Below are 17,839 nucleotides of genomic sequence, written 5' to 3' on the forward strand. Positions count from 1 at the left end.
TGTATAAGCTTAAGGGACAGGATGTCTCTTGTTGGCAAGAAAGTAACTGCTTGGATTTATCTAAAGGTTATTCTTCTGGGATTAAGCCAAACTTAGCGATACGCTATAGATGTTAGACACAACATGACTGATTTGTTGTGCCATAGACCAAACTGGTACTGTGCGGTGACAAGGATTGCAATTGATAGCGAAAGTTATCAAGTCTTCAGGGAACCAAGTCCGTTCATTTGTGACTACTGAGCATTACTAAAATATCCATCTATACTGGATGGGTGGCGAAGTAGTTAACTATTTGAATATATTGATCGGAGATAGAAATGAGCGATTTAAAAGCAGCAGCTCTACGTGCACTTAAACTTATGGACCTAACGACGCTAAATGATGACGATACTACTGAAAAAGTAGTGGCGCTTTGTCATGACGCGAAGACTGCAGTTGGTAACACCGCTGCAATCTGTATTTACCCTCGCTTCATCCCAGCCGCTAAGAAGGCGTTGCGTGAGCAAGGTACTCCAGAAGTACGCATCGCGACTGTAACTAACTTCCCTCATGGTAATGACGACATCGAAATTGCTGTTGCAGAAACGAAAGCAGCGGTAGCGTACGGCGCAGACGAAGTTGACGTAGTATTCCCATACCGTGCTCTTATTGCTGGCAACGAAGAAGTTGGCTTTGAGCTAGTTAAGCAATGTAAAGCCGCTTGTGGTGACATCACGCTTAAAGTGATCATCGAAACTGGTGAGCTAAAAGAAGAAGCACTTATCAAGAAAGCTTCTCAGATCTGTATCGAAGCGGGTGCAGACTTCATCAAAACTTCAACAGGTAAAGTGCCAGTAAACGCGACTCCTGAGTTCGCGCGCATGATGCTTGAAGTTATTCGTGACATGGGCGTGGCTAAAACTGTTGGTTTCAAACCAGCTGGTGGCGTACGTACAGCTGAAGATGCTCAAGCTTACCTAGCAATGGCTGATGAGCTACTAGGCGCTGAGTGGGCAGACAACATGCACTACCGTTTTGGTGCTTCAAGCCTACTGACTAACCTTCTTAATACATTAGAAGTGACAGACGAAACTGCTGATCCAGCAGCATACTAATTTACTCGTCATATTTGACGCCGCAGCGTTGTTGCCTGCGCAAGTTCCTCCTAATCACATAGAGCTTCTATGCTCATAGGAATGAACTTGCTGGCCGCCTAACTGCAACGCCAAATATTTAGAGTATTGATAACAATTAAGTCTGTTTGATGGAGTGGCGTTAAGTCACTCCATATTACCTCTTTCCCTACACACCATACTCACTAGAGTTTGGGAGGCACTAATGTATCTACCTCAAGAAATTATTCGCAGAAAACGTGATAACGAAGTACTGACCACAGAAGAAATTAACTTTTTCATCCAAGGTGTCGCTAAAAACACGGTTTCTGAAGGCCAAATTGCCGCATTCGCAATGGCTATCTTTTTTAATGAAATGACGATGCCAGAACGTATCGCACTAACGTGTGCAATGCGTGATTCAGGCATGGTGATTGACTGGAGCCACATGAATTTTGATGGCCCAATCGTTGATAAACACTCTACTGGTGGTGTTGGCGACGTAACCTCTCTGATGCTTGGCCCTATGGTGGCAGCATGTGGCGGTTTTGTTCCAATGATCTCTGGTCGTGGTTTAGGCCACACTGGCGGTACGCTAGACAAGCTAGAATCTATCCCTGGTTACAACATTACACCAACCAACGATGTGTTTGGTGCCGTAACCAAAGAAGCTGGCGTGGCGATCATCGGCCAAACCGGCGATCTAGCACCGGCTGATAAGCGTGTTTATGCGACTCGTGATATCACAGCAACAGTAGACAACATCTCACTGATCACCGCTTCAATCCTATCTAAGAAACTGGCCGCTGGTCTTGATTCTCTAGTAATGGACGTAAAAGTCGGTTCAGGCGCATTCATGCCAACGTATGAAGCATCTGAAGAGTTAGCAAAATCTATCGTTGCAGTAGCAAACGGTGCCGGCACTAAAACAACAGCAATCCTGACGGACATGAACCAAGTTCTGGCTTCTTCAGCGGGTAACGCAGTTGAAGTCCGTGAAGCGGTTCAGTTCCTAACAGGCGAATACCGTAATCCACGTTTGTTGGAAATAACACTAGCGTCGTGTGCGGAAATGTTGGTACTGGGTAACCTAGCTAAAGATTCCGATGAAGCGCGTGAAAAACTGATGGCAGTACTGGATAACGGTAAAGCAGCAGAGTGCTTCGGCAAGATGGTAGCGGGCCTTGGTGGTCCTGCAGATTTCGTAACGAACTACGATAACTACCTAGAAAAAGCAGAAATTGTTAAACCAGTGTACGCACTCGAAAGCGGTGTAGTATCAGCGATGGATACGCGTGCAATTGGTATGGCTGTAGTTGGTATGGGCGGTGGTCGCCGCGTAGCAACAGACAGCATTGATTACGCAGTCGGTTTTGATAGCTTCATTCGCCTTGGCGAAGTAGCAAGTGACGATAAACCATTAGCAATGATTCATGCTCGCAATGAACAACAGTGGCAAGAAGCTGCGACGGCATTACAAAATGCAATCACTGTGGGCGGAGAATATACAGCAACGCCAGACGTTTACCGTCAGATTCGTTCTGAAGACGTGTAAATAACAGGTATCGGTATACCTCGTGTATACCGATAAACAGAGTTCTGGTGCAAAGAGCAATAAGTTGGTGAAGAAAATGAAAAGAGCATTTATTTTAGTTTTAGATTCATTCGGTATCGGTGAAACAGCGGATGCTGACACATTCGGCGATGTAGGTTCGGATACAATGGGTCACATTGCTGACCATTGTGATCAAGGCCTTGCAGACAACGCGGATCGTAAAGGTCCACTAACGCTGCCAAACCTGTCTAAGCTTGGTTTAGCTATGGCTCACAAAGAGTCTACAGGTCGCTTTGCTCCAGGTATGGACGCAGACGCTGAGATCATTGGCGCTTACGGTCATGCTGCTGAGCTGTCTTCTGGTAAAGACACGCCATCAGGTCACTGGGAAATCGCAGGTGTACCGGTATTGTTTGACTGGGGCTACTTCACCGACAAAGAGAACAGCTTTCCAAAAGAACTGACTGATCGCATCCTTGAGCGTGCTGGTCTATCTGACTTCTTAGGTAACTGCCACTCATCGGGTACAGAAATCCTAGACAATCTAGGTGAAGAACACATGAAGACTGGCCTGCCAATCTTCTACACTTCTGCAGACTCTGTTTTCCAGATCGCTTGTCATGAAGAGACATTCGGTCTACAAAACCTATTAGATCTTTGTCAGATTGCTCGTGAAGAGCTAGCTGACTACAACATTGGTCGTGTTATCGCTCGTCCGTTTATTGGTGCTGGTAAAGGTCAATTCGAACGTACTGGTAACCGTCGTGACCTTTCTGTTGAGCCACCAGCGGCGACGGTACTTCAGAAACTGGTTGATGAGAAGGGCGGCAACGTTCACTCAATCGGTAAAATCTCTGACATCTACGCAGGTTGTGGTATCACTCAGAAAACCAAAGCAACAGGTATTCCAGCGCTATTTGAAGCAACTAAAGAAGCGATCACTGAAGCGGGCGACAACACTATCGTGTTCACTAACTTCGTTGATTTCGACTCAGCATACGGCCACCGTCGTGATGTTGCTGGTTACGCAGCTGCGCTTGAGTACTTTGATGGCCGCATCAATGAAATCATCGATATGATGAAAGAAGATGACGTGCTTATCCTAACTGCAGACCACGGTTGTGACCCAACATGGCCGGGTTCAGACCATACTCGTGAACATATCCCTGTGATTATTTACGGTAATAAGGTTCCAGCAGGCTCTCTAGGCCGTCGTGATAGCTTCGCTGATATCGGTCAAAGCTTAGCGTCATACTTTGGCACATCGCCAATGGGATACGGTACAAGCTTTCTGTAATGGTTAACTAAGAGAGAGGGAAACCTCTCTCTTCTTTTTTGTTTTGAGATTAAGGATATTTTCAATGGCTACTCCACATATTAATGCTGAAATGGGTGATTTCGCTGACGTAGTTCTAATGCCAGGCGATCCGCTACGTGCTAAATACATCGCTGAAACCTTCTTAGAAGAAGTGGTTCAGGTGTGTGATGTTCGTAATATGTTTGGTTACACGGGTACTTACAAAGGTCGTAAGGTTTCGGTTATGGGGCACGGTATGGGCATTCCATCTTGTTCTATTTACGCGACTGAGCTGGTCAAAGACTTTGGTGTGAAAAAGATCATTCGTGTCGGCAGTTGTGGTGCAGTGAGTGAAGATATCAAAGTGCGTGATGTGGTGATTGGCATGGGCGCGTGTACTGACTCAAAAGTGAACCGTATTCGCTTTAAAGGTCATGACTTCGCGGCTATCGCAGATTACAAAATGGTGCGTGCGGCAGAAGATGCAGCAAAAGCGCGTGGTGTAGACGTAAAAGTGGGTAACCTGTTCTCGGCAGAGTTGTTCTACACGCCAGATCCAGAAATGTTTGAGGTGATGGATAAGTACGGCATTGTTGGCGTTGAGATGGAAGCAGCAGGTATCTACGGTGTGTGTGCTGAATACGGCGCAAAAGCTCTGACTATTTGTACTGTTTCTGATCACATCAAAACTGGTGAGCAAACCACATCAGATGAGCGTCAAACGACCTTCAACGACATGATGGTTATCGCACTAGACTCTGTGCTGCTTGGTGACCAAGAATAATCATTTTTCTATAGTTTGATAAGCTAACAGATAACAAAAAGCCCCGTTGCTGCCTGAGCGTCGGGGCTTTTTATTGGTAATGATGTATTACTGAGCGCTATTTCTTGGATTCTGAAGGCTGTGTGATTTCAATCGAAATAATTCACCTTGCCTAATCCGAGGTTTTTATTTCGTGATTCCAAGAGCGCAAGTTTCCAAGATTCCAAGATTCCAAGATTCTATGACAAAGCTTATGAGTTTGCATTCTTAAGCAGCAAGTTCTCACCAGACTTTGTTTTTCTTCTACGAATGAGCATGACAAACAGCACGCCACTGACAAACCCCATCAACACCATGCCGATCATGTAGCGATCACTTTTACGATAATGGTGATCAGAAATCGCCGTCATCTTACCCGTTTCAAAGGTCACACGAATGAATCCAATGATCGCTTTCTCTGGAGAGTAGATAGGTTCAACTAATTGCTGTCTGCCGATACTTGCTGTTGAAAGTGGCGTATCTAAGCCTAGAACTTCGCGTACTGAGAGTGCTTTTTCACTCGAAGCCAGTCGAATCCCCTCTGCATCGTATATCGTGGTATCGAATACCAAGCGATCCTGAGACAGCTGATTGGTGAGATCAAGCAGTTGCTCTTGGTCTTGTTGTGTGATCGCTTTACTGGCAGAGAGTGATGCCTGAGAGATAAGCAATTTAGTCAGCGTTTCTAGCTGCTTTGCTTGGATCTTCTCGTTACCTTTACTGATCACGACTGTATTTTTAATCGTTACAACGAACATAGTAGCCAGCAAAATGAGGGCTAGCATTCGTAAAGCGTTACGTATTGAGAACAATGATTCATTCATGTTTCACGAAGCCTGAAATAAACAAATGTTATGATTAAGACATATTGAGACTTGCGTTTTCAAATTGCAATAGGTTAACGTTTAGCATAGTTAATTAGGAATCATACACATGGACGCTCAGAAATATCTGCCGATAAAAAGGCATACGACATTATTAACTCGACTCCCCGAGACTCGTTTCGCTTCTCAACTCGCTAAAGCCAAAGCCAACTGGATTGTATTCGGTGAGTATCTATCACCACAATCATTCGATGACATCGATTTTTTCACAGGCACTTACAACACCATTCTTGATACGTGGAAGGTAGGGCATTATGAAGTGGCTTTGATGTCAGGCAACCTAACACCAGCACACGAAGAAATCCTACAGGCCTTAAAGCTTGATTATGCTTGCCTTAGCGAGGTCCCAGACCTATCTAAGCCAGGTTTGATTGTAATGGATATGGATTCCACAGCGATTCAAATTGAATGTATCGATGAGATTGCAAAGCTAGCTGGAGTGGGGGAATTAGTCTCTGAAATCACAGAGCGAGCAATGCAAGGTGAGCTCGACTTTGAACAGAGCCTACGCCAACGAGTAGGCGCACTGAAAGGTGCGGATGAATCTATTTTGGAGCAAGTGCGTCAATCATTGCCATTCATGCCAGACTTGGTTGAGCTAGTGAATACTCTGAATAAGCTTGGTTGGAAGACGGCAATTGCTTCAGGTGGCTTTACTTACTTCTCTGACTATCTGAAAGATACGCTTGATCTTGACCACGCTCAGTCAAACACGCTTGAAATCATCAATGGTAAATTGACGGGTGAAGTCTTAGGCGATGTTGTTTCGGCGCAGACTAAAGCGGATATCTTGGTAGAGTTGGCTGAAGAGTACGAATTGGAACTGCATAACACTGTTGCCGTTGGTGATGGTGCTAATGACTTGGTTATGATGGGTTCTGCAGGTTTAGGCATCGCCTACCATGCGAAACCAAAAGTAGAGCAACAAGCTCAAACTGCTGTGCGTTATGCCGGTTTAGGCGGGGTACTTTGCATCTTGTCGGGTGTGTTAGCTAAGCAGCAAAAAATCAGCTGGCAAGCGAAGCCTTAGTCATATTTAAGACGGTATAACGGATACAAAAAAGCAGGCTATCAGCCTGCTTTTTTCTATTTCATGTTCAAGTTAAGACGCCGCTGTAGGTTAGCGAGTCAGCTCCAAGCGAATCAACACTTCATCGGTAATATCTTCTATCTCACCATAACCAATAAAAGCTGTGACCTCATTTTCTAGCTTCTTAGCTTGGTGCATGCTGATGCGTGAGAGCTCTTCTAAATCAGACTGGAATAAACTCGTTAGCGGATTAAAAATAGGTGCAGTAGTGACTCGTAGTACATACACGTCACCTAAATGCTGAGCTTTCTTGATGAATAAGATGCGTTCCTTTGCCGAGGCGAAGTCTTTGACCAACTTCGTGTGTACGGATTGGATCTTGTCGCCAAACTTAACCGCAGCAATATAGACATCATGGTGTTTAGGCTCAGCACCTTCAATTCTTTTCAGTGGTTCAGCCAACAGTGAGTTAGAGTGGCCTTTGAAAATAGGTTCGAGTGAGAACTTTTGGTTGTGGCCAAGTTTAGCGAGCAGTGCTAAGTGTTTATTCAGCGGAAAGTTTACGCCAATGATCTTACAACGCAGTGTTGAGCCCGGTTTATCGATGAATATTGGGTTGCTGACCATCTTGCTCAGCAAAATGTTGTGTAGAGACTCGAGCAGAGAGTGTGTTGGCAGTATCTCTTTCTTCTTAATCAACTTGCTTTGGTTTTGATCGATAAGCCCATTGAGAAAGGCGATAGTACGCATTGTCTTCGTGTTCTCGGCGATAACCAACTGCACGTTGCGACCATTCGGGCTGACTCGAATCACGTGGTAAGGCACGGTGCTTAATGGCAGGTTTTTGTCGTAGAGCTGCAGTTCATTGAAGTTTACTAATACCGGGTCATTAATCTTGAGTACCATCGGATGCTCAAGAGCAATGCTGAGTCCACGTTTTGAGATATCTAAGGTATGTCCGTTAGCCGCGGCGCCATCTTGTGAGGTGAGCTGTAACGGTGACTTAAATTGATACCTCGGTTCTTTACGACGAGTTTGAGAGTCGAAGTAGATACTTTGAATATTCCCCACTACAGAACGCGGGTGACGGAAGCGGTTCAGTTCACTGCTTGGAATGCGCGGTTTTTCACTCAATAGATAGTCAGCCGCACTTTCGTGATCGCCAATCTCTTGCAAAATTCCACAATGCGTCAGTTGTGCTGAGCTTTGAGCTAACGTATCCGAGTGCTTGGCTAAGGCTTGTCGCTCGGTGTCTGAAAGTTCGAACACCGAGAACTTGAACGCCTTCCAGCTTTTACGTTTACCACCGATGTGCCAAAACAACTGTCTTTGCTCTCGAGAGGCTTCAGGAAGCATCATTGAGTAGAACAAGGTCTTGTCTTGATGCTCATGAGTAAACGAGTAAATAACGTTACTGGTTCCCTTTACGCCAGGTTTAGCCAGCAAGTTCATTCGTTGTTCGTTGAACAGGGTACCCAGTGCTTGTTGGTTTCGCTCATCGTGCCAGTATTGCCACAGCGGATGGTTGTTATCCGTCAGTAGGGCAAGCTTTAGTTCACTGCCGCTAAAGAAAAGAGGAAGATTACAGGTGTGCTTGAGATAGGTGTGTTCGATACCTCGAGTACGAGTTCGAATGATTCTATCTTGATTCTCATGGCTGGTTTTCTTGCTTGAGCTATTCAAAGATTCATCAAGCAAGCGGGCTACAATATTGTTATTGCTTACCTTGATGGTTCTTAAAAATTTGACGGCGTTATTCTCGTAAGACTCATCAATGCCCAGAACGCGGAATTCGACCGCTTGGTAAACATCGTTTTCTTGCGACTTTTCGATAAGCTCTGTGAACTTAACGCTGATGATCTCACCGAGGTTGTACTTAAAGGCGCTCGGTACCTTGAATTTTGCACCCGACGGGGAAATATCAACCGTCACACCGTGTAGGCTTTGGCCTTTAGATGTGGTGATCTCAACCTGTGAGCTAATTTTGAGTCTGTTTTCTTGACGCTTTAAGTCGTAACCGAGGTTAATGGCTTCCGCTTCATACGGGCTATTAGCGTTAGTGAGATCTTGATTATGTTGAGACGAGGTTTTAACGATATTACGAAGTGGCTGAGTTCGCGGAGTCATCACTAACTCCCACGCGCCCTCTGTATAGCCTTTAAACTTTTTAGTACCACGTTGATACGCGTTCAAAGCAATATCATCAAGCCAGTGTTTACGACCATCTAACGTAAATTGACGACATTCAGTGTCAATACGTCCGCGTAAATCAATGCTCTTTGTGCACGGAGCCATGATACGATTCAATTCCATTTTAACAAGCAGCTTTAGAGACGGCGATTCGCCTTCTGTCATTTGAGAAAGAAGGAATTCAAAGTCCTCAGCGTGGTAGGCCGGGATAAGTCGTTCTGCTACAGATAGAATTTCAGATTGCTGCATACTTTTCTTGTTAGAATGGACGGTGCATTATTGTTATCGACAAGTTGTATTTGATCTTTAGGTATTCGTGGCCCCACTGCAACTTTTATTTTCATGCGTACGGTCAACAGGGTCACAAAATAGCAACATTTCCAGTTACCAAGCAAATTATTGAGGTTTTATGGCTAAGGCAAAGCGAGCTTATGTGTGTAATGACTGTGGTGCTGACTTTCCACGTTGGCAGGGGCAGTGCAATGCATGTGGTGCTTGGAACACGATTACAGAAGTTAGGCTAGCGGCTTCACCTCAAGTTGCGCGTAATGAACGACTCAGTGGTGGTTACGCGGGTGGGGCAACAGAATCGAGCGTTCAGACATTATCGGAAATTAACCTGCAAGAAGTTCCGCGCTTTAGCAGTGGTTTCAAAGAACTCGACCGCGTACTCGGTGGTGGTGTCGTACCTGGCGCTGCGATTCTGATTGGTGGTAACCCTGGTGCCGGTAAATCAACGCTGTTGTTGCAGACCATGTGTCAGCTCTCTTCTCAGTTGCCAACACTTTATGTCACTGGTGAAGAATCACTGCAACAAGTCGCGATGCGTGCTTCTCGACTCGGTTTACCGAAAGAACATCTCAAAATGCTCTCTGAAACCAATGTTGATAAGATCTGTCAGATTGCCGAAAAAGAGCAACCTAAAATCATGGTTATCGACTCAATCCAAGTTATGCATGTCGCTGATGTTCAATCGTCTCCGGGCAGTGTGGCGCAGGTGCGCGAATCGGCAACCGCATTAACGCGCTATGCGAAACAGAACAACGTTGCGGTGTTCTTAGTGGGACACGTAACTAAAGACGGCACATTAGCGGGGCCAAAAGTACTGGAACACATTATTGATTGCTCTGTGTTGTTGGATGGCGGAACGGATAGTCGTTTTAGAACCCTGCGTAGCCATAAAAACCGTTTTGGTGCCGTAAATGAGCTTGGTGTTTTTGCGATGACAGGCCAAGGACTAAAAGAAGTCAGCAACCCATCGGCTATTTTCTTGTCTCGCGGTGAAGAAGAAACCTCGGGCAGTTCGGTCATGGTTGTGTGGGAAGGGACACGTCCACTTCTTGTTGAAATCCAAGCGCTGGTGGACTATTCCCAGCTAGCTAATCCACGTCGTGTTGCTGTTGGTCTAGAACAAAATAGGCTTTCACTGTTATTAGCCGTGCTGCATAAACATGGCGGCTTACAAATGGCTGACCAAGATGTGTTTGTGAATGTCGTCGGTGGTGTTAAAGTAACCGAAACCAGTGCCGATCTCGCATTGGTGATGGCACTACTTTCTAGTTTCAGAGACCGCGCATTACCAAAAGATGTGGTGGTTTTTGGCGAAGTAGGCCTAGCGGGTGAGATTCGACCTGTACCGAGCGGGCAAGAGCGCTTAAATGAGGCATTTAAACATGGCTTTAAGAGAGCGATTGTTCCGGCGGCCAACATGCCAAAAGGGGGCATTCCAGGAATGCAGATCCATGGTGTGAAAAAATTATCAGAAGCAATTAATGCTTTTGATGAGTTGTAATTGAGCTCACTTCAGCTACTCTATACAGCAGAAATTCAGTCTAACTTAAACGCTATTTTCGCTTTAAGTTAGCACTAAACTTAACAATCATTTAGATTGTTTCTACAGATTGCCTTTTTCTATATGTTAGAAAAAGGCAAAGTTTTTTAGTCCCAAATGCATGCAAAGCTATCAGTCCTCACAGATTGTGATATACTCTGCGCGCATTTTATATCCTATTAACAGAGTAAGACAATGGCAGATTTATCGAAATACAGAAACATTGGTATTTTCGCGCACGTTGATGCGGGTAAAACAACTACCACTGAGCGTATCCTTAAGCTAACTGGTCAGATCCACAAGACTGGTGAAGTACATGATGGCGAATCAACTACTGACTTCATGGAACAGGAAGCTGAGCGCGGAATTACTATCCAATCAGCAGCTGTAAGCTGTTTCTGGAACGGTCACCGTCTAAACGTTATCGATACTCCTGGACACGTTGACTTCACAGTTGAAGTATACCGTTCTCTTAAAGTACTTGATGGCGGTATCGGTGTATTCTGTGGTTCTGGTGGTGTTGAACCACAATCAGAAACTAACTGGCGCTACGCTAACGAATCAGAAGTATCTCGTCTGATCTTCGTTAACAAACTAGACCGTATGGGTGCAGATTTCTACAACGTTGTTGACCAAGTTAAAAACGTTCTAGGTGCAACTCCTCTAGTTATGGTTCTACCAATCGGCCGCGAAGATGAATTCGTGGGTGTTGTAGACCTTCTAAGCCGTAAAGCATACGTTTGGGATGACACTGGTCTTCCTGAAAACTACGAAATTCTGGATGTTCCTGCGGACATGGTAGACGACGTAGAGCAATACCGTGAAGAGCTAATCGAAACTGCTGTAGAGCAAGACGATGACCTAATGGAAGCTTACATGGAAGGTGAAGAGCCTTCTATCGAAGACATCAAGCGTTGTATCCGTAAAGGTACTCGTGACCTAGCGTTCTTCCCAACTTACTGTGGTTCTGCATTCAAGAACAAGGGTGTTCAAATCATTCTTGACGCTGTTGTAGATTACCTACCTTCTCCAACTGAAGTTGATCCTCAACCTCTAATGGACGAGAACGGTGAAGAAACTGGCAACCACGCTATCGTTTCTACTGAAGAAACGTTTAAAGCGCTTGCATTCAAAATCATGGATGACCGTTTCGGTGCTCTAACTTTCGTTCGTATTTACTCTGGTAAATTGAACAAAGGCGACACGATTCTTAACTCATTCACAGGTAAAACTGAGCGTGTTGGCCGTATGGTTGAGATGCAAGCTGATGACCGTAACGAACTAACTAGCGCACAAGCTGGTGACATCATTGCGATCGTTGGTATGAAGAACGTGCAAACAGGTCACACTCTATGTGATCCTAAAGATCAAGTAACGCTTGAGCCAATGGTATTCCCAACTCCAGTAATCTCTATCGCTGTATCTCCAAAAGATAAAGGCGGTTCTGAGAAAATGGGTATCGCTATCGGTAAAATGGTTGCAGAAGATCCATCTTTCCAAGTTGAAACTGACGAAGAAACTGGCGAAACTATCCTGAAAGGTATGGGTGAGCTTCACCTAGACATCAAGGTAGATATCCTTAAGCGTACTTACGGCGTTGACCTAACAGTTGGTGCTCCTCAAGTTGCTTACCGTGAAACTATCACTCAAGCAATTGAAGATAGCTACACGCATAAGAAACAGTCTGGTGGTTCTGGTCAATTCGGTAAGATCGATTACCGTATCAAGCCTGGCGAACCTGGTTCTGGCTTTACGTTCTCTTCAAAAGTTGTTGGCGGTAACGTACCTAAAGAATTCTGGCCTGCTGTTGAGAAAGGCTTTGGTGGCATGATGGAAAACGGCGTACTAGCTGGCTTCCCTACGCTAGACGTTGAAGTTGAACTTTACGATGGTGGTTTCCACGCAGTCGATTCATCTGCAATCGCATTTGAAATCGCAGCTAAAGGTGCATTCCGTCAATCTATGCCTAAAGCTGGCGCGCAACTTCTTGAGCCAATCATGAACGTTGACGTATTTACTCCAGAAGATCACGTTGGTGATGTTATCGGTGACCTTAACCGTCGTCGTGGCATGATCAAAGATCAACAAGCTGGCGTAACTGGCGTTCGTATTAAAGCTGACGTACCACTTTCAGAAATGTTTGGTTACATCGGTCACCTGCGTACAATTACTTCAGGCCGTGGCCAATTCTCTATGGAATTCGCACAGTACTCTCCATGTCCAATGAACGTGGCAGAAGAAGTAATCGCTAAAGTTAAAGCAGAAAAAGAAGCTGGTAAGTAATTAGCTCTTTTCTAAATTAACTAAAAAAGCCCCGCAAGTGAAAGCTTGCGGGGCTTTTTGTTGCTTGTAATATACTGCGAGATGCGAGATGCGAGATGCGAGATGCGAGATGCGAGATGCGAGATGCGAGATGCGAGATGCGAGATGCGAGATGCGAGATGCGAGATGCGAGATGCGAGATGCGAGATGCGAGATGCGAGATGTGAGATGTGATGTGGCCCCGTACTAAGTGAATACGGGACAAATTTAGATAGAGCTAAAAAGAGAGGGACTAGCGTTTCAAATCAATGTAAATCTGCTCTACTTTGGTACGAGCCCAGTCTGTTTTACGCAAAAACTTTAAGCTAGATTTAATGCTTGGGTCTTTTTTGAAACAGTTGATGTTCACCATGTAACTCAATTCTTCCCAACCGTAATGTTCAACCAATTCTGTCAGTAGCTTCTGTAGAGTGATACCGTGAAGTGGATTATTGTCTTGTGTCATGAGATGTTCTCGCCATTGATTTGAGCTCAGTATACCAGTTTCGCTTTATGAATTATCAGACCATTTCAGCTCGTAATCTGTCTCGATAATAGAAAGTTCTTCTCGACCTTTATTTCCAAACAACTGAACCTGACTTTGCATCCAAGCTTCAAAGCGTTTGATTTTCTCACGATGAAAGTATCCAGCTGGCGCACATAGGAAGTAATTGTATTTGGGCTTAAGTGCGATGTTACCTATCCGTACCAGCTTCTTTTCCTGCAAATACCGATAAACCAAGCTGTGCTTAACCAGTGCGACACCTTGAACGGATAACGCGCCTTCTAAAACAAAATGCGAACCATCAAATTGCAGTGATGAGCGTCCTGCCTTTGCTCCAACAACATCTAACCATAGATTCCAATCCATATCAGGCCAGCGGTCTTCAATTAGCTCAGCTTTGTGTAGATCGTCGATGTCATAAATACCATGCTTCTCTTGGTAGATAGGGTGGCAGACAGGGTAAACCACTTCGTCCATTAACCAACGCGATTCAATGTTTGGATAATTACCATGACCATATCGAACGCAGACATCGACATTAGAGTCTTCAAACGTCACTAGTTTGTTGGTCGGTTCAATCAACATGGATAGATCAGGGTGGCGATCGCGAAAATCACCAATTCTAGGTACCAACCAGTGTTGGGCAAATGATGGCACGGTCGAAATAGACAGTTGAGTGGGGTTTGGGTCTTGGTTAATTCGCCTCACACCATCTTGAATGTGGGCAAAGCCTTTCTTAGCTTGCAGGTAAAGCACTTCACCTTCATGAGTGAGTACTATTTTTCGGTGCTGACGAATAAACAAGTCTGCACCTAACCACTCTTCAAGTTGACGAATTTGTTGGCTGACGGCAGCTGCCGTGACAAACAGCTTTTCAGCCGCAAGTTTAAAACTGCCAGTTTCAGCCGCAGTGTAAAAATAGTAGATCCCTTGGAATGGTGGGGTGCGTTCTCTCACATTAGTTTTCCTTAACTGAATGTCAGTATCTATCGTTTGTCGATGTTGCTCTGTTGGTCAATTATTGTCCATAACAAAGCGAAAGATCAACAGGAGAAAGGCTATGAACACGATAACAGCGACATCAAGGGCTAACCAATTATTCTTATCATCGTTATCAGTTAAGAAATTCTATTCTAACTTTGAGCGTTATCTTCAGAATCGTAGAACCAGACAACAGCTGTCTGAGTTACCAGAGTATTTATTGAGAGATGTCGGGATTACGCAGAATCAAGTCGATAAAGAACTGAAGAAATCGTTTTGGGAGTGAGTCAGGGCAACGTAGCTTTTACTCAACATAGCTTTGTCGGCGAGGAAGAGTTACGTTGCTATTCTGTATTTAGTTATTGGGGAACTGTTTATTTCAGGAGCTGATAGGCAGAGCTAGTTCTCCAATACCTCGTTTACTTCTTCATGTAACCAATGAGTAAACGCTGTCACTCGCTCTTTTCTTGGAGAGCTAGGATCAAAGCATAGGTTGACCTGAACACCGGGCGTCATCCCAATATTGAATGGCTTAACGAGTAGACCGCGTTCGATAAAATCACCAGCCAAGCTATCCGTAGCAAGGCAGACCCCATGTCCAGCCATGACAGTCGTTAACCCCATATCAAAGGTACCTACTTTCATCCACTGCATCGCTTTGCCTTGAGTGGATATGTTGGCTTGTTTGAACCACTCTTCCCAAGGGAAGCATCCGCTATTAAATTGAATTAACCAACATTTGAGTAATTGTTCTGGTGACGTGAACTTTAAATAGTTGGCCAGTTCAGGTGAACAAAAAGGATAGATGGGTTCGTTGATTAGCATCTCAAGACTCAAGCCTTCCTCAACACAAAGGTCTTCACCTTGTCGAATAGCGACGTCAATTTCTCCATGCTTTAAGTTTGGTGTGTCGCAGCCTGTAAGGATCTTGATTGGAATCTCAGGGTGTTTGACTGAGAATTTCCAAAGCCTCGGCAGCAGCCAGCGGGAAGCAAATGAAGGAGGGCTGCTAACAACAAGAACGCCTTGAAGGGGCTCTGATTGGATCTTATTTAATCCTACGATTACCTCTTCGAACCCGTCCGAGACATGCTTAAAAAGGGTACGTCCTTCTTGTGTTAAGGCCATTACGCGTCCTTTACGAATAAAAAGCTTACATCCAAGCTGTTCCTCTAGCTGGCGGATCTTTTGGCTGACGGCTGCTTGGCTAACAAACAGTTCTTCTGCTGCCTTGCTGTAGCTGCTCAAGCGAGCTGCGACTTCGAAGTAACGAAGTCCGGAAAGGTGGCGCAGTCTATTGTCCATAACTTCTTCTTATAGTTCTTGTTAGGAATGGTTGTTCGCTTATCGAACAGGTTGTTTTCATAATAGCGACAAGTAAACAAGGAATACAAGAGAGATAAAATGAAAACAATAACCTGTTGGGTCGGCAGATTTGTTAATCAGATGCTTAAAGTTGATGATAAAACCAAGATGAGTAAGACGGCTAAATCGAGACAAGTTATTAGTTTGGAATCGCTTAGCAGTCGAATGAGGGAGGACATCGGTCTGGACAATGGGAGCAATGATGCGGCTGATTACACTAAATACCTATAAGTTGAGCTTACAAAAAAAGGAGCCGTACTGGCTCCTTCTCGATTTTGATTACTCTTCCCAAACTACCAATTTATCTTTCGGCCAGTTATGACCGACTTCATGGTATTTCTGCTCAAGGATATGTCGCTTTATCTTGAGAGTTGGAGTAAGAACACCATTATCGATGCTCCATGGTTCCTTAATCATCAGTACGCCTTTGATCTTCTCATGCGAAGCTAACTGTTCGTTCATTTTTTCAATGACGCGTTTGCTTGTTCTTTCGTAACGAGCCCGATCAAAATTAGGGAAGTCATGCGGTACCACGAGCAGGATAGGGCCAGGCAAGCCTAAGCCTATCAAACACATCATTTCTACACGACTGTACTCAAACAGTTTATTTTCGATGGGTACAGGAGCGACAAACTTGCCTTTCGCGGTTTTAAAGGTATCTTTCTTACGCCCACGAATCGTTAAATAGCCTTCGCTGTCAACATCACCAATATCACCCGTATGAAGCCAACCTTCTGAGTTAAAAGATTCTTGAGTTGCAATGTCATTTTTGTAATAACCAGAGAACATGCCTTTGCTTCGAACTAAAATCTCTTCGTCTTCTGCAATTTTGAGTTCGATGCCTGGACCAGCATTACCTACAGTGCCAATTTTGTCTGCTCTAAACGGGTGGTTAATCGTGCTGTAGGCGAAAGACTCAGTCATTCCCCAAGCTTCGGTAATGTGTAGGCCAACACTCTCATACCATGCAAGTAGAGCTGGTGATACCGGAGCTGAGCCACAGCCAAGAACGCGAGCTTGGTCTAACCCCAGACCATCAGCCAGTTTCTTCTTAATGAGGTTATTCACGAACGGAATTTTAAGTAAGAAGTTCAGTTTTTTCTGTGGAAGTTTATCTTGGATTCGTTGTTGGAATAGAGTCCATAAACGAGGAACTGAAATAAACAAAGTTGGACGATGCATTTTTACATCATCAATAAATGTGTCTAAAGATTCAGGGAAAGCAGTAACCACCCCACCCATCACTGAAGAACCAAAGATGTACACTCGTTCGGTTATATGGGCAAGCGGCAGGTAAGAAAACAGGCGATCGCCAGGTTGGATACCAATGTGATCGATTAACCTCTGAACTGACCATGTAAAGGCACCATACGTGAGCATTGCGCCTTTCGGTAACCCAGACGTACCCGAAGTATAAACAAGCGACATCAGCTTATCATCGTGATGCTGAGGTCTTTTGGTTGAGGGTTCATGTGTTTCGATAAGTTGCTCAAAAGTGTGCTGGCACTTAGCGGCAGTATCGTAGGGTAACGAGATACTAATTAGACTCGGATTATCATCGAGTACTTTTTGAGTGGCTTTAGGATCATCAAGCTTACCGGCAATTACAATTTTACTTTCACTGTGTTCAATACAGTATTGAATAGTGTCTGCCCCCGCTGTTGGAAAGATTGGGACGCTGACAAAATCTCCTAACATCATGGCAAGATCACAGATAAACCACTCTGCACAGTTTTTTGAAACGAGAGCGACTCGATCGCCGGGTTGGGCTCCGAATCCTTCTAATGCTGACGCCAGTTTTAGTGCTTTGTCGGCCACTTCTTTATAAGTAAATTCAACAAATTGGCGGTTGATGATTTGTTTTAAATAGACTTCATCTGGGCGTTCTTCTGCCCATTTTAAAATCATGTCATTGGGTGTAGGGAGAGCTGTTGCTTTTTCTTGGCTAAACTCGTTAGGCTGAATCATTGTCTAACTCCATGTTTTTCGCTAAGTTATTTTTGTTAA

Annotated in this window: 14 protein-coding genes; 8 read left to right on the top strand and 6 right to left on the bottom strand. The window is 44.6% G+C overall.

The window, feature by feature from the left end; translation table 11 throughout:
• Positions 1 to 317 precede the first annotated feature (317 nt).
• From deoC to deoD, 4 genes are all read left to right on the top strand, one after another.
• Entirely contained in the window at positions 318 to 1,094 is a 777-nt protein-coding gene (gene deoC / locus L3V35_RS17190; RefSeq protein WP_017080007.1) for a deoxyribose-phosphate aldolase, read from the top strand.
• Between the two features lie 223 nt (positions 1,095 to 1,317).
• Positions 1,318 to 2,646, top strand: coding sequence for a thymidine phosphorylase (gene deoA / locus L3V35_RS17195; protein WP_029225893.1), 1,329 nt, complete (start codon positions 1,318 to 1,320; stop codon positions 2,644 to 2,646).
• A 76-nt stretch (positions 2,647 to 2,722) separates the two neighbouring features.
• Positions 2,723 to 3,943 carry a phosphopentomutase gene (locus L3V35_RS17200; RefSeq protein ID WP_237300325.1) on the top strand — a complete coding sequence of 407 codons (1,221 nt, stop codon included), beginning with the start codon at positions 2,723 to 2,725 and terminating at the stop codon, positions 3,941 to 3,943.
• Between the two features lie 64 nt (positions 3,944 to 4,007).
• Positions 4,008 to 4,727, top strand: coding sequence for a purine-nucleoside phosphorylase (gene deoD / locus L3V35_RS17205; RefSeq protein WP_237300326.1), 720 nt, complete (start codon positions 4,008 to 4,010; stop codon positions 4,725 to 4,727).
• Between the two features lie 230 nt (positions 4,728 to 4,957).
• Here the strand turns inward: deoD and L3V35_RS17210 are convergent, their stop codons facing one another.
• Positions 4,958 to 5,569, bottom strand: a complete 612-nt coding sequence (locus L3V35_RS17210) for a YtjB family periplasmic protein (RefSeq protein WP_237300327.1) — start codon at positions 5,567 to 5,569, stop codon at positions 4,958 to 4,960.
• A 109-nt stretch (positions 5,570 to 5,678) separates the two neighbouring features.
• Between L3V35_RS17210 and serB the strand changes: the two genes are divergently transcribed.
• On the top strand, positions 5,679 to 6,659 hold the full coding sequence (gene serB, locus L3V35_RS17215; RefSeq protein WP_004734472.1) for a phosphoserine phosphatase: 981 nt from the start codon (positions 5,679 to 5,681) through the stop codon (positions 6,657 to 6,659).
• A gap of 90 nt (positions 6,660 to 6,749) precedes the next feature.
• On the opposite strand, the gene L3V35_RS17220 is transcribed toward serB, so the two are convergent.
• The gene (locus L3V35_RS17220; RefSeq protein WP_237290378.1) at positions 6,750 to 9,098 is read right to left on the bottom strand and encodes a PilZ domain-containing protein; all 2,349 of its coding nucleotides are present in this window, start codon (positions 9,096 to 9,098) and stop codon (positions 6,750 to 6,752) included.
• A 160-nt stretch (positions 9,099 to 9,258) separates the two neighbouring features.
• Between L3V35_RS17220 and radA the strand changes: the two genes are divergently transcribed.
• The gene (gene radA / locus L3V35_RS17225; protein ID WP_054541846.1) at positions 9,259 to 10,641 is read left to right on the top strand and encodes a DNA repair protein RadA; all 1,383 of its coding nucleotides are present in this window, start codon (positions 9,259 to 9,261) and stop codon (positions 10,639 to 10,641) included.
• Positions 10,642 to 10,875: 234 nt separating this feature from the next.
• Complete coding sequence (gene fusA / locus L3V35_RS17230) at positions 10,876 to 12,963, top strand: elongation factor G (protein WP_004734469.1); 2,088 nt, start codon at positions 10,876 to 10,878, stop codon at positions 12,961 to 12,963.
• Between the two features lie 271 nt (positions 12,964 to 13,234).
• Here the strand turns inward: fusA and L3V35_RS17235 are convergent, their stop codons facing one another.
• Together L3V35_RS17235 and L3V35_RS17240 are read right to left on the bottom strand one after the other, a co-directional pair.
• Positions 13,235 to 13,447, bottom strand: a complete 213-nt coding sequence (locus tag L3V35_RS17235) for a VF530 family protein (protein ID WP_012604684.1) — start codon at positions 13,445 to 13,447, stop codon at positions 13,235 to 13,237.
• A 45-nt stretch (positions 13,448 to 13,492) separates the two neighbouring features.
• Positions 13,493 to 14,443: a LysR substrate-binding domain-containing protein gene (locus tag L3V35_RS17240; protein ID WP_102326217.1), complete on the bottom strand. Its 951-nt coding sequence runs from the start codon at positions 14,441 to 14,443 to the stop codon at positions 13,493 to 13,495.
• Between the two features lie 103 nt (positions 14,444 to 14,546).
• On the opposite strand from L3V35_RS17240, the gene L3V35_RS17245 reads away from it, so the two are divergent.
• Positions 14,547 to 14,753: a DUF1127 domain-containing protein gene (locus L3V35_RS17245; protein WP_076645905.1), complete on the top strand. Its 207-nt coding sequence runs from the start codon at positions 14,547 to 14,549 to the stop codon at positions 14,751 to 14,753.
• Between the two features lie 113 nt (positions 14,754 to 14,866).
• Here L3V35_RS17245 and L3V35_RS17250 read toward each other — a convergent pair whose 3' ends face one another.
• Both L3V35_RS17250 and L3V35_RS17255 read right to left on the bottom strand, forming a co-directional pair.
• Positions 14,867 to 15,772: a LysR substrate-binding domain-containing protein gene (locus tag L3V35_RS17250; protein ID WP_237300328.1), complete on the bottom strand. Its 906-nt coding sequence runs from the start codon at positions 15,770 to 15,772 to the stop codon at positions 14,867 to 14,869.
• 339 nt (positions 15,773 to 16,111) lie between these two features.
• Positions 16,112 to 17,800, bottom strand: a complete 1,689-nt coding sequence (locus L3V35_RS17255) for an AMP-binding protein (protein ID WP_054547534.1) — start codon at positions 17,798 to 17,800, stop codon at positions 16,112 to 16,114.
• Between the last annotated feature and the right edge of the window lie 39 nt (positions 17,801 to 17,839).

The organism is Vibrio sp. L5-1 (assembly GCF_021728315.1).
GTDB lineage: Bacteria > Pseudomonadota > Gammaproteobacteria > Enterobacterales > Vibrionaceae > Vibrio > Vibrio splendidus_K.